This is a genomic window from Cupriavidus plantarum, assembly GCF_905397285.1.
Lineage (GTDB): Bacteria > Pseudomonadota > Gammaproteobacteria > Burkholderiales > Burkholderiaceae > Cupriavidus > Cupriavidus plantarum.
Window position 1 is genome coordinate 213,422 of the sequence record NZ_CAJPUX010000001.1, and the last position, 12,684, is coordinate 226,105.

The following is a 12,684-nucleotide window of genomic DNA, read 5'->3' on the forward strand; positions in this document are numbered from 1 at the left end:
CGCTGTCGCCGTGCCGGCGACGATTGTGTTGACTATCGCGCGCCCCGCGCCATGCACAAAAACTTGGCCGGCGCAAGCCTTGCGGGCAAGCCCGAACTTGTTTGAGTATGCGAAGCGCCATATAATGCGCCAGTTTGTCGCAGTGGTCCCCTGGCACTATCTCGCCCCTCGGGGTTCAGCACGCTACGCCTCCGTACGTTGTACGGATCTTGTACGGTAGTACCGTATGGCCGTACCGTTCCACGGTCATACGCGTTCCGTACGGAACCGGTACCGGCAGGCGTAGGCATCATCGCGCAAAGGCCGCATTCAATTGCGCACGTGCTTTCCGTGGAGCGCTATCGTCCCGGGCGTGCATCCGATGCGGAGCGGTTGGCGATGCAAGACTTGGGTATCGCATTCCAGACGGCAGTGGGTAACTCCGGCGGAGATCCCGGCGGACGCCCTCCTTTGCCGAGCAACGACTGGCTGATGAAGCGGAATTGCTCGCTTTCCCCTCGCCAGGTCGGCTGGTTCTACTTCTCCATCGTGTGTCTATCGACTGCCATCGCGCTGTTTTTCGCATGGCAAGGGACTTGGCTCGTGCTGCCGTTCGCCGGGCTGGAGCTGCTGGGGCTGGGGATTGCCCTGCTGGCGCACGCGCGGCATGCGACGGATTATGAACGCGTCAGTTTGACCGACGGCATGCTGGTCGTGGAGACAGCCAGCGCCAGCCGGATGACGCGGGAAGAATTCAACCCGCGCTGGGTGCGGGTAGAACTGGGTGAATCGTTCCGGGCGCTCGTGGTTCTGCGGTCGGGCAAGCATGTCGTGCGGGTGGGGTCGCATCTGGACCCGTATCGGCGTCGCAAGTTCGCGCAGGAACTCGTTGCGGCCCTGCATCGCTTCTGAAAGGAGGCGGCGCCGGGTGGAAGCGGGGACAGATTTGAATCTGTAAATTAGGTAGATAACAAATGAAAATGTGGAAGAAGGCATCCGCAGCATGTCTGGCAGGCGCGTCCCTGTTTGCCAGCCAGGCGGCCTCCGCGGTCAGTGACATGCCCGGCGGTCCCGCCGTGCGTCAGCTGAACCTGGCCGAACCCGTTACAAAAATCGCCGAACAGATTCACTGGCTGAACTGGATGATGCTCATCATCTGCACGGTGATATTCGTCGCCGTGTTCGGCGTGATGTTCTATTCCATCTTCAAGCACCGGAAGTCCAAGGGCGCCAAGTCGGCGTCGTTCCACGAAAGCATTACCGTCGAGGTCGTCTGGACCATCGTGCCGTTCCTGATCGTGATCGCGATGGCGCTGCCCGCCACCAAGACCGTGGTCGCGATGAAGGACACGACGAACTCCGACATCACGATCAAGGCCACCGGTTATCAGTGGAAATGGGGTTACGACTACCTCAAGGGCCAGGGCGAGGGCATCTCGTTCGTGTCCACGCTGACCACGCCGCGCGAGCAGATCAACAACGAGCAGCCGAAGTCGAACACCTACCTGATGGAGGTGGACAACGAGCTCGTGGTGCCCGTCAACAAGAAGATCCGCATCGTCACGACGGCCAACGACGTGATCCACGCGTGGATGATTCCCGCGTTCGGCGTGAAGCAGGATGCGATTCCCGGCTTCGTGCGCGACACGTGGTTCCGCGCCGAGAAGACGGGCGTGTACCGCGGCCAGTGCGCCGAGCTCTGCGGCAAGGAGCACGCGTTCATGCCGATCGTGGTGCGCGTGGTCTCCGACGCCGACTACACCAAGTGGGTCGACGACAAGAAGAAGGCGATGGCCGCCGCGGCCGACGATCCCAACAAGACCTGGACGCTCGACGAACTGAAGGTGCGCGGCGAGAAGGTCTACGTGTCGAACTGCGCGGTCTGCCACCAGCCGAACGGCAAGGGCGGCGGCGCATTCCCGGCGCTCGATGCCTCCAAGGTCGTCAACGGCCCGAAGGCCGGCCAGATGCACATCCTGCTGGAAGGCAAGGGCGGCATGCCGTCGTGGAAGCAGCTTTCCGATACCGAACTGGCGGCCGTGATGACGTTCACGCGCAACAGCTGGAGCAACAAGACCGGTGAAGTGATCCAGCCGGCCGACTTTGTGAACGCGCGCGCGGGCAAGTTCCCGGAAGGCGGGGGCGCAGCCCAGGCCGCCGGTGGCGAAGTCGCGCCGAAGGCGCAGGCACCGGCGACCGACGCCGGCGCCCAAGACAAGCAGGCCAGCGTCGCGGGCAACCGCGTCGCCGGCTGACCCGCGCACGTCCGCATTCTGGAATTCAGGAGTCATCGCGATGAGTACCGCTACCCCGGAGACGCTGGGTCATCCGCACGACCACGCGCACGACCACGCGCACGACCATACCCACGGTCATGGCCACGACGATCACGCCCACGATCATCCGCATGGCTGGCGCCGCTGGCTGTTCGCCACCAACCACAAGGACATCGGTACGCTGTACCTGCTGTTCTCGTTCACCATGCTGCTGTCCGGCGGCCTGCTGGCGCTGTTCATCCGCCTCGAGCTGTTCGAGCCGGGCCTGCAGTTCTTCCGTCCTGAACTGTTCAACCAGTTCACGACGATGCACGGCCTGATCATGGTGTTTGGCGCGATCATGCCGGCGTTCGTCGGCTTCGCGAACTGGATGATCCCGCTGCAGATCGGCGCGTCCGACATGGCGTTCGCGCGCATGAACAACTTCAGCTTCTGGCTGATGCCGCCGGCCGCGCTGCTGCTGGCTGGATCGTTCTTCGTGCCGGGCGGCGCCACCGCCGCGGGCTGGACGCTGTACGCGCCGCTGTCGGTACAGATGGGCCCGGGCATGGACATGGCCATCTTCGCCATGCACATCATGGGCGCGTCGTCGATCATGGGCTCGATCAACATCATCGTGACCATCCTCAACATGCGCGCGCCCGGCATGACGCTGATGAAGATGCCGATGTTCTGCTGGACGTGGCTGATCACGGCATACCTGCTGATCGCCGTGATGCCCGTGCTGGCGGGCGCCATCACGATGGTCCTGACGGACCGCCATTTCGGCACGAGCTTCTTCTCGGCGGCCGGTGGCGGCGACCCCGTCATGTACCAGCACATCTTCTGGTTCTTCGGCCACCCCGAGGTGTACATCATGATCCTGCCCGCGTTCGGGATCATCTCGCAGGTGGTGCCGGCCTTCGCGCGCAAGCGCCTGTTCGGCTACAGCTCGATGGTCTACGCCACCGCGTCGATCGCCATCCTGTCGTTCATCGTGTGGGCGCATCACATGTTCACGACGGGGATGCCGGTGACGGGCCAGCTGTTCTTCATGTACGCGACGATGCTGATCGCGGTGCCGACGGCCGTGAAGATCTTCAACTGGATCGCCACGATGTGGCGCGGCTCGATGACGTTCGAGACGCCGATGCTGTTCGCGATCGGCTTCATCTTCGTGTTCACGATCGGCGGCTTCACGGGCCTGATGCCCGCCGTCGCGCCGATCGACATCCAGCTGCAGGACACGTACTTCATCGTCGCGCACTTCCACTACGTGCTGGTGGCGGGCTCCCTGTTCGCGCTGTTCTCGGGCTTCTATTACTGGGGTCCGAAGTGGAGCGGGTTCATGTACAACGAGACGCGCGGCCAGATCCACTTCTGGGGCTCGCTGATCTTCTTCAACGTGACCTTCTTCCCGATGCACTTCCTTGGTCTGGCGGGCATGCCGCGCCGCTATGCCGACTACCCGACCCAGTTCGCTGACTTCAACGCGATTGCGTCCATCGGCGCGCTAGGCTTCGGCCTGATGCAGGTGTATTTCTTCTTCTTCGTGGTGCTGCCCTCCTATCGGGGTGGACAGCCCGCTGCCGACAAGCCGTGGGAAGGCGCGGAAGGCCTGGAGTGGACCGTGCCGTCGCCGGCGCCGTTCCACACGTTCGAAGAACCGCCGCTGGTCAAGTGAGCGTCATGGACGATCGCAAGGCGCAGCAACGGGCCGCCAACCGGCGGCTTGGCTGGATCCTGTTGTCGGTGGTGGTGGTGTTCTTTCTGGGCTTCTTCGCCAAGATGAAGTTTCTTGGCGGCTGAGCGGGGTGAGCAGGAGCGGCGGATGAGCAAGGCAGACGAGAAACGTTTCAACCGCGGCATGCTCGGCCGGCTGCTCGTGGTGGTCGGCGTGATGTTCGGCTTCGGCTATGCGCTGGTGCCGCTGTACAAGAAGATCTGCGAAGTCACGGGCATCAATGTGGTGACCACGCGCGAACTGTACGGCGGCTCGGCCAAGCGCTTTGCCGACAACACGCAGGTCGACACCAGCCGCACGATCACGGTGGAGTTCGATTCCAACGCGCGCGGCCCGTTCGCCTTCCGTCCCGTGAAGAACACGATGGAAGTGCATCCGGGCGAGATGGCGACGATCGTGTACGAGGTGGCCAACGGCCAGTCGCGCGATATCGCCGCGCAGGCGATCCCGAGCTACGCGCCGAAGCAGGCGACCGAGTATTTCAAGAAGATCGAGTGCTTCTGCTTCAAGCAGCAGACGCTCAAGGCGAAGGAAGCGCGGCAGATGCCGGTGGTGTTCGTGATCGACCCGAAGCTGCCGAAGGATGTGAAGAACATCACGCTGTCGTACACGTTCTTCGAGGTTGGCGCACCGGTGGCACAGGCCCCCGCGGGTACCGTCGGTAGCGACGTGAACGGACACGGCAGTTGAGATGGACGATCTGAAGGAAGCGACCCATCGGAAGGCCTCGTTCCTGCAGACCATGCGCGCGGTACTGTGGTCGTTCATCGGCCTGCGCAAGGGCTCCGGGCACGAGGCCGACATGGCCAAGCTGAATCCGGTCCACGTGATCATCGCGGGCCTGATTGCCGCGGCGGTATTCGTCGGTGTGCTGATCTTGATCGTGCGCACCGTGGTGGGACAGGCAGCAGGGTAGGGAAGCAGCAGCGCAATAAAGACAGCAGCATATAAAAAACCACTGAATCAGAGACTCTGAGCTGGAGATAGAAGAATGAGTGCGAACCGCGCAAACGCTCCGTACTACTTCGTACCGGGCCCGTCGCGCCATCCGATCACGGCGGCCTTCGGGCTGCTGCTGGTGGGCGGTGGCGCCGCCGGCTGGGTCAACGGACAACCCTGGGGCCCGTACGTCGTGGCCGTGGGCCTCGTGTGGTTCCTGTTCGTGCTGCGCGCCTGGTTCGCCGATGCCATCGGCGAGTCCGAAGGAGGCAAGTACGGCAAGAACATCGACGTTTCGTTCCGCTGGTCGATGGGCTGGTTCATCTTCTCCGAGGTGATGTTCTTCGCGGCATTCTTCGGCGCGCTGTTTTACGCGCGCTCGATCGCGATGCCCTGGCTTGGCGACCTGAACAACAAGATCATCTGGCCGGACTTCGCCGCCGTATGGCCGAACACCGGTCCCGCGGGCGTCGTCGAGCGCTTCCAGACGATGGGCCCGTGGCCGATCCCCACGATCAACACGGCGCTGCTGCTGACCTCGGGCGTCACGCTCACCTGGGCACACCATGCGCTGCTGGCCGGCAAGCGCAGCCAGGTGATCCAGGGTCTCGTGCTGACCATCCTGCTCGGCGCCATCTTCATGTGCCTGCAGGGCTACGAGTACTACCACGCGTACCATGAGCTGAACCTGAAGCTCACCTCCGGCGTGTTCGGTTCCACGTTCTTCCTGCTGACCGGCTTCCACGGGTTCCACGTGACCATGGGCGCGATCATGCTGGCGGTGGTGCTGGGCCGTGTGCTCAAGGGCCACTTCACGCCGGACCACCACTTCGCGTTCGAAGGCGCGGCCTGGTACTGGCACTTCGTGGACGTGGTCTGGCTCGGCCTCTACGTGGTGGTCTACTGGCTCTGATCCGCGACCGGAGTATCCTTACGGCCGGGACGAGATGAAAGCGGCGCCGCAGGCGGAACCACCCCTGCGGCGCCTTGTCTTTTGATGAGGCCGTAATGTCACGGGTTCATCTGAATCCCGGTGCTGTGGATCCAGCCCATCCAGTGCGAGAACAGGATGAACAGGAACAGCGCCACGGAAAAGCCCACGCGGAACATCAGCGAGCGCATCATGTTCGGCGTACGGCCACGGTCGCGCATCATGAAGAAAAGCGCCGAGGCGAGGCTGCCGATGATCAGGATGAAGGCAAGGACAATGATGAATCGCATGACGGGGCGGGAACGTCCTTATCGATATGCGGGGATGTGCGGGCATTATCGCACCGAGGGGTGCCTGTGAAGTTCTGGCGTTCACCGGGCACGCTGCCGATGGTCGCGGCGGCCGCCGTGATCGCGGTCACATGTGTGCTCGGCAACTGGCAACTGCAGCGCGGGCACGAGAAGACCGCGCGCGCGCAGCGGCTTGCCGCGCTGGCGGCGCAGGGTCCCGTGGACCTCAACGCCGGGGATATCCCGACCAATGCGCTGAGCGATCGCACGGTGCGCGCGCGTGGACGGTTCGATCGCGCACACACGGTGCTGCTCGACAACCGTCCGCATGGCAGCGATGGCCGCGCGGGCTTTCTGGTGGTGACGCCGCTGCGGCTCGAGAGCGGCGCCAACGTCCTCGTCCTGCGCGGCTGGCTGCCTCGCGATGCGCAGGACCGCAAGCGCATCGCCCCATTCGACACCCCCACGGGTGACGTCACGCTCAATGGCACCGCGCTTGCCGCGCTGCCGCGCGTGTATGGGCTCGGCGCCTCGGCGGAAGCCGAAGCGGGCAAGCCGATCCGCCAGAACGTGGAGATAGACGAGTATGCGCGGGAGATCGGCATGCCGCTGCTGCCGCTCGTCATCGAACAGACCACCGATACGCGCGACGGCCTCGCGCGCGACTGGACGCCGCCGGGCTTCGGCGCGGACCGCCACTACGGCTACGCGTTCCAGTGGTTCGCGATCGCGGCGCTCACGCTCGCGCTCGTGATCGTGCTGGGCGTGCGACGCGCGCGGACCCCGCAGGCCGCCTGACAACGAATGAACAGATGACCGTACAGACCGAATCCATGCCTCCGCAAGAACCTTCGGCCAACCGGGACGCCAAGTCCGGCGGGCAGCAGCCCGACCTCAGCGCGCGCATCGACGCCCGCACGCGTCGCGGCCGCCTGCAGATGCTCGCGCTGCTGCTCGTGTGCGCATCGCCGGTCATCGCGTCGTACCTGATGTACTACGTGTTCAAGCCGACGGGCGGCTCGACCAACTACGGCGCGCTCGTCGATCCGCAGCGGCCGATGCCGGCGGTGCAGATCGCCAACGAGCGGGCAGAATCGGTTCCGCTGTCGTCGCTGCGCGGCAAGTGGCTGCTGGTCACGACGGACCCGTCCGCGTGCGACGAGGCCTGCGCGAAGAAGCTGTTCATGATCCGTCAGATTCGGGCGGGGCAGGGACAGGACCGAGAGCGCATCGTCCCGGTCTGGCTGATCCAGGACACGGGCACGGTGGACGAACGGCTGAGCGCCGCCTACAACGAACCGTATGCGGGCGTGCGGTTCCTGCGCATGGACGCGGGCGCGGTGCGGCAATGGCTGCCGGCCGAGGCGGGCGCGCGGGCCGAGGACACGATCTTCCTCGTCGATCCGCTCGGCAACCTCATGATGCGCTTCCCGAAGGATCCCGATCCGGCAAAGATCAACGGCGACCTCAAGAAGCTTCTCAAGTATTCGCGTATCGGCTGACCAGGCATGCTGCTTCAACTCGCCATCATCGGCATTCTCATCGCGCTGCTGCCGCTCTCGTACGTGCTCGTACGCGGCAGCCGCGACAAATATCGCAAGCTGGTCTGGATCACGGCGTTCCTGACGCTCGACCTGATCATGTTCGGCAGTTTCACGCGGCTCACCGACTCCGGTCTTGGCTGCCCCGACTGGCCCGGCTGCTATGGCCACTCGAATCCGCACGCGGCCATGGAACCGATCGCGGCCGCGCAGACCGCGATGCCGAGCGGTCCCGTCACCCATGTGAAGGCGTGGATCGAGATGATCCACCGCTATTTTGCGATGGGCGTCGGCGTCCTGATCATCGCGTTGATGGTCCTCGCGTGGATCAGGCGCAAGGAGCTGCGGCAGTCGCCGTGGTACGCCACGGGGGTGCTGCTGCTCGTGTGCGTGCAAGGTGCGTTCGGCGCCTTCACGGTGACCATGAAGCTGCAGCCGATCATCGTGGTCATGCACCTGATGCTCGCGATGGCGCTGCTCTCGTCGCTGATCTGGCTCGGCTCGCGGAACGAGGCGCCGCATCCGGTGGCCCCCGCGGCCGCGGGCTTGCGCTGGCCGGGCATCGTCGCGCTGGTGTTGCTGATCGTCCAGATCTTCCTCGGCGGCTGGGTCAGCACCAATTACGCGGTGCTCGCCTGCACGGACTTCCCGCTGTGTAACGGCCAGCTGATTCCGGAGATGGACTTCCGCCATGGCTTCACGCTCTGGCGCCAGCTCGGCATGACCGCCGACGGCAATTACATTCCGCATAGCGCGCTGGTGGCGATCCACTGGGTGCATCGCGGCTTCGCGTTCGTGGTGCTCGGCTTCCTCGCCTGGTTCGCGCTGCGCGCTCGTCCGCTCGAGGGCCTCACCCGCCACGCGACATGGCTGCTGGCGGTGCTCGCGCTGCAACTGGCCACCGGCCTGTCCAATATCGTGTTCGACTGGCCGCTGATCGCCGCGGTCGCTCACAACGGCGGAGCAGCCCTGCTGCTGATACTGTTGCTCCGTCTCAACTACAATATCGGCCTCGCGACCCGAACCGCTGGCGCCGCCGCTCAACCCTCCGTTGCCGCGCGCGCCACATGAAGGACAAGTTTCCCCCCGTGGTTACAGCTACCCACCCCCATACTTCCGTGGGCCGGTTACGTCATTTCCGACATCTGGCCCGTCAATACGCCGCGCTGACCAAGCCGCGCGTAACCCAGCTCGCGGTGTTCTGCGCCGTGATCGGCATGTTCCTGGCGACGCCGGGCATGGTGCCGTGGCCCGTCCTGATCGGCGGCGCCGCGGGCATCTGGCTGCTGGCCGGCGCCGCGTTCGCCATCAACTGCCTGGTCGAGCAGAAGGTCGATGCGCTGATGCGCCGCACCGCGTGGCGCCCCTCGGCCACGGGCGAGATCACGACGATCCAGACGCTGATCTTCTCCGCCATCCTTGGCGGCGCGGGCATGTGGCTGCTGCACGTGTTCGCCAACGACCTGACGATGTGGCTCACGTTCGCGACGTTCCTCGGCTATGCGGTCGTCTACACGATCCTGCTCAAGCCGGCGACGCCGCAGAACATCGTGATCGGCGGCCTCTCGGGCGCGATGCCGCCCGCGCTGGGCTGGGCGGCCGTCGCGGGCACCGTGCCGGCCGAGGCCTGGTTCCTCGTGCTGATCATCTTCACGTGGACGCCCCCCCATTTCTGGGCGCTCGCGCTGTACCGCCGCGCCGACTACGCCAAGTCGGGCCTGCCGATGCTGCCCATCACGCACGGCGAGCGCTACACGCTGCTCCATATCCTGCTCTACACGCTGACGATGATCGCGGCCACGCTGCTGCCCTTCGTCTATGGCATGTGCGGCTACATCTACCTCGCGGCCGCGCTCGTACTGGGCCTGATCTTCCTCGGCTATGCGTGGAAGCTGTACCGCAACTACTCGGACGGCCTCGCCCAGCGCATGTTCCGATTCTCGATCCTGTACTTGTCGCTACTGTTCGCGGCACTGCTGATCGACCACTACTTCAAATTCCTGCCGCAGATCTGAGACTGCGCGCCGATCCATGCGGCATGTTGACGCGCCCCCCGCACATTCGGTCGTCGGGGGCGCCGCGATCGGCGATACTGCCGGGGCCGATTCCCAACCATCCGCCAATGCCCACGTCTTTCCGCTCGTTCTACCGCCAGGCGTTCGTCCTGGTCTGCTGTGCCTTCCTGCTGGCTGCCTGCGGCAAGCCCAAGCCGACCTTCCGCAACGTCGATATCTCCGGCGCCACTGGCTTCGGCAAGGACTTCGCGCTGACCGATCCGTCGGGCAAGGTACGCACGCTCGCGGACTTCAAGGGCAAGGCGGTCGTCATGTTCTTCGGGTACACGCACTGCCCGGACGTCTGCCCGACGACGATGGCCGAGCTCAAGGCAGTGATGGAGCAGATGGGGCCGGAGGCGGACAAGGTGCAGGTGCTGTTCGTCACCGTGGATCCGGAGCGCGATACGGCCGCATTGCTGGGCCAGTACGTGCCGGCTTTCGATGCGCGCTTCCTGGGGCTGCGTCCGGAAAACGAGGAAGCGCTGAAGAAGGTCACGCAGGACTTCAAGGTCTACTACGCCAAGGTGCCGGGTACCTCGCCGAACAACTACACGATGGACCATTCGGCCGGCAGCTATGTGTTCGATCCCAATGGTCAGCTACGCTTGTTCATTCGCCATGGGCAGGGGCCGGAGCCGATCGCGCATGATCTGAAGGCGCTGCTCGGATCGTAACGGTCCGGGGCAAAAAAAAAAGCCGGTCAGAGACCGGCTTTTTTGCTTCAAGCGCTATCGGTGCGATCAGGCGAAGGCCTGCAGCGCGCCCTTCATCTTCTTCATCGCCGCCGATTCGATCTGGCGGATCCGCTCGGCCGAAACGCCGAACTCGTCAGCCAGTTCGTGCAGCGTGGAGCCGCCCGAACCGTCGTCGTTCACCTGCAGCCAGCGGGCCTCGATGATGCGGCGGCTACGCGGATCCAGCTTCGCCAGCGCGTCTTCCAGACCTTCCACCTGCATGCGGTCCTGACGCTGGGACTCGAGCACGCGGGTCGGCTCGTTGTGGTTGTCGGCCAGGTATGCGATCGGCGCGAAGTCTTCCTCGCCGTCCTCGACCTGCCCTTCAAGCGCCAGATCGCCGCCCGACAGGCGGGTTTCCATCTCCATCACCTCTTCAGGCTTCACGTTGAGCTCGCGCGCAACGGCTTCCACCTGTTCGGGCGTGAAGGTGTGCGCATCCTTCTTGTGGCTGCGCAGGTTGAAGAACAGCTTGCGCTGGGCCTTGGTGGTCGCCACCTTGACCATGCGCCAGTTCTTGAGCACGTACTCGTGGATCTCGGCCTTGATCCAATGGATCGCGTACGAGACCAGACGGACGCCCTGATCCGGGTCGAAGCGCTTCACGGCCTTCATCAGGCCGATGTTGCCTTCCTGGATCAGGTCCGCGTGCGGCAGGCCATAGCCCAGGTACTGACGGGCGACGGACACCACCAGACGCAGGTGCGACATCACCAGGCGACGGGCCGCATCGACCGATTCGGTATCTCGCAGATCGCGCGCGAGTGATTGCTCTTCCTCGGGGGTGAGCATCGGAATGCGGTGGACCGCCTGGATGTACGCATCCAGATTCCCCAGGGTCGAAGGCAGCGTCAGCGCAAAGCTGGCGTTCGTCTTCGGCGCCGGCAGGCGGCGGCTCGGGGATTGACCTGCAGCCGGGCTCGCTTGACCCAGCGCGATTTGATCAGCAGACAGGACTGCGTTCACTATGACTCCTTTCGCTTCCGGCGATGCATTGCCGGGTGTAGCGTAATCCACATCGGATCGGCTACAGCACTGCATCAGATATTAGCACTCATGCCGGACGAGTGCTAAGTTGGAGTGTCAATGGGGTCGATAGTTCCGGGCCATTGCATTCTCGGTTCAAATAGTTTTTCACCTCGTTCGACAGACGGTACCCCTGACCGGTTCCCTTGTCCCGCAAGGGTTTGCGGACGAGCGCCGGCTCACGAAAGGATTAGAGCGCCAAGAGGGGTTCCGGTTTCGTCAGGAATTCGGGATTCTCTATTGCGGGATTCGCTACACTCAGGGCTGTCCGGACGTATCTTTCCATTCCCCACGGAGTCCCCAATGTCTGTCATCGAACACTTGCTGAAGCCCCATGTGCGGGACCTCGGCGATTTCACCGTCCGGCGGCTACTGCCCGCGGCCACGGCCCAGACCGTTGGCCCCTTTATCTTCTTCGATCACATGGGCCCGGTCGCCATGGAGCCGGGCAGCGGCATCGACGTGCGCCCGCATCCGCATATCGGCCTGGCGACGGTGACGTATCTGTTCGAGGGCGAGATCATGCATCGCGACAGCCTCGGCAGCGAACAGGTGATCCGCCCCGGCGACGTCAACTGGATGACGGCCGGCCGCGGCATCGCGCACTCGGAGCGTTCGCCGGACGCGGCGCGCGAGGCGGGGCCGCGGCTGCATGGCATCCAGACCTGGGTGGCCCTGCCTAAAGCGCACGAGGCGGATCCGCCCTCGTTCCACCATCACCCGGGCGCGACGTTGCCCCGCATCGAACTGCCCGGCGTGCGGATGACCGTGATCGCTGGCGATGCCTTCGGGGCGGAGTCGCCGGTGCGCGTCTATAGCCGTACGCTGTACGTCGCGATCGAGATCGATGCGGGCGCGAGCCTCGTGATTCCGGCCGAGCACGTCCAGCGCGGCATCTATGCGGTCGACGGCACCATCGCGCTCGATGGAGAGGCCGTGCCGACCGAGCACCTCGTGGTGATCACCCCTGGCCAGCCGGTAACGCTGACCGCCAGCGAGCCGTCGCGCGTGATGCTGCTCGGCGGCGATCCGACCGATGGACGGCGCTTCATCTTCTGGAACTTCGTGGCGAGCAGCAAGGAGGCCATCGAAGAGGCGTCGCAGCGCTGGCAGGACGACCGGTTCCCGCATGTGCCGGGGGAGACGGAACGCATTCCGCTGCCGCCGAAACGCCCCTGAAGTCAGACT

Annotated in this window: 15 protein-coding genes; 13 read left to right on the forward strand and 2 right to left on the reverse strand. The window is 64.5% G+C overall.

What is annotated here, in order from left to right; genetic code table 11:
* Positions 1–378: 378 nt before the first annotated feature.
* The 7 genes from KHP16_RS01025 (at position 379) to KHP16_RS01055 (ending at position 5,830) form a co-directional block, all read left to right on the forward strand.
* Positions 379–891 carry a DUF2244 domain-containing protein gene (locus tag KHP16_RS01025; protein WP_109582213.1) on the forward strand — a complete coding sequence of 171 codons (513 nt, stop codon included), beginning with the start codon at positions 379–381 and terminating at the stop codon, positions 889–891.
* Between the two features lie 62 nt (positions 892–953).
* Entirely contained in the window at positions 954–2,234 is a 1,281-nt protein-coding gene (gene coxB / locus KHP16_RS01030) for a cytochrome c oxidase subunit II (protein ID WP_211959441.1), read from the forward strand.
* Between the two features lie 40 nt (positions 2,235–2,274).
* A complete protein-coding gene (gene ctaD, locus KHP16_RS01035; protein ID WP_109582211.1) occupies positions 2,275–3,918 on the forward strand; it encodes a cytochrome c oxidase subunit I in 1,644 nt (547 codons plus the stop codon).
* Between the two features lie 5 nt (positions 3,919–3,923).
* Positions 3,924–4,043 (forward strand): cytochrome oxidase small assembly protein, encoded by a 120-nt coding sequence (locus tag KHP16_RS01040; protein WP_211959442.1) that lies wholly within the window; start codon positions 3,924–3,926, stop codon positions 4,041–4,043.
* Between the two features lie 22 nt (positions 4,044–4,065).
* Positions 4,066–4,668 carry a cytochrome c oxidase assembly protein gene (locus KHP16_RS01045; protein WP_109582210.1) on the forward strand — a complete coding sequence of 201 codons (603 nt, stop codon included), beginning with the start codon at positions 4,066–4,068 and terminating at the stop codon, positions 4,666–4,668.
* 1 nt (position 4,669) lies between these two features.
* The gene (locus KHP16_RS01050) at positions 4,670–4,894 is read left to right on the forward strand and encodes a DUF2970 domain-containing protein (protein WP_211959443.1); all 225 of its coding nucleotides are present in this window, start codon (positions 4,670–4,672) and stop codon (positions 4,892–4,894) included.
* Between the two features lie 75 nt (positions 4,895–4,969).
* A complete protein-coding gene (locus KHP16_RS01055; RefSeq protein ID WP_109582208.1) occupies positions 4,970–5,830 on the forward strand; it encodes a cytochrome c oxidase subunit 3 in 861 nt (286 codons plus the stop codon).
* 98 nt (positions 5,831–5,928) lie between these two features.
* Here KHP16_RS01055 and KHP16_RS01060 read toward each other — a convergent pair whose 3' ends face one another.
* A complete protein-coding gene (locus KHP16_RS01060) occupies positions 5,929–6,138 on the reverse strand; it encodes a twin transmembrane helix small protein (RefSeq protein WP_109582207.1) in 210 nt (69 codons plus the stop codon).
* Between the two features lie 66 nt (positions 6,139–6,204).
* Here KHP16_RS01060 and KHP16_RS01065 point away from each other — a divergent pair, with 66 nt between their 5' ends.
* The 5 genes from KHP16_RS01065 (at position 6,205) to KHP16_RS01085 (ending at position 10,410) form a co-directional block, all read left to right on the forward strand.
* Complete coding sequence (locus KHP16_RS01065; protein ID WP_415831424.1) at positions 6,205–6,936, forward strand: SURF1 family protein; 732 nt, start codon at positions 6,205–6,207, stop codon at positions 6,934–6,936.
* 14 nt (positions 6,937–6,950) lie between these two features.
* Positions 6,951–7,640 (forward strand): SCO family protein, encoded by a 690-nt coding sequence (locus KHP16_RS01070; protein ID WP_109582206.1) that lies wholly within the window; start codon positions 6,951–6,953, stop codon positions 7,638–7,640.
* Positions 7,641–7,646: 6 nt separating this feature from the next.
* Entirely contained in the window at positions 7,647–8,750 is a 1,104-nt protein-coding gene (locus KHP16_RS01075; RefSeq protein WP_211959444.1) for a COX15/CtaA family protein, read from the forward strand.
* On the forward strand, positions 8,747–9,694 hold the full coding sequence (gene cyoE / locus KHP16_RS01080; RefSeq protein ID WP_109582204.1) for a heme o synthase: 948 nt from the start codon (positions 8,747–8,749) through the stop codon (positions 9,692–9,694). The genes KHP16_RS01075 and cyoE overlap by 4 nt, the downstream gene beginning before the upstream one ends.
* A gap of 107 nt (positions 9,695–9,801) precedes the next feature.
* Entirely contained in the window at positions 9,802–10,410 is a 609-nt protein-coding gene (locus tag KHP16_RS01085; RefSeq protein WP_109582203.1) for an SCO family protein, read from the forward strand.
* A gap of 66 nt (positions 10,411–10,476) precedes the next feature.
* Here KHP16_RS01085 and rpoH read toward each other — a convergent pair whose 3' ends face one another.
* The gene (gene rpoH / locus KHP16_RS01090; RefSeq protein ID WP_109582791.1) at positions 10,477–11,358 is read right to left on the reverse strand and encodes an RNA polymerase sigma factor RpoH; all 882 of its coding nucleotides are present in this window, start codon (positions 11,356–11,358) and stop codon (positions 10,477–10,479) included.
* Between the two features lie 441 nt (positions 11,359–11,799).
* Here rpoH and KHP16_RS01095 point away from each other — a divergent pair, with 441 nt between their 5' ends.
* The gene (locus KHP16_RS01095) at positions 11,800–12,675 is read left to right on the forward strand and encodes a pirin family protein (protein ID WP_115953854.1); all 876 of its coding nucleotides are present in this window, start codon (positions 11,800–11,802) and stop codon (positions 12,673–12,675) included.
* The last annotated feature ends 9 nt before the right edge of the window (positions 12,676–12,684 follow it).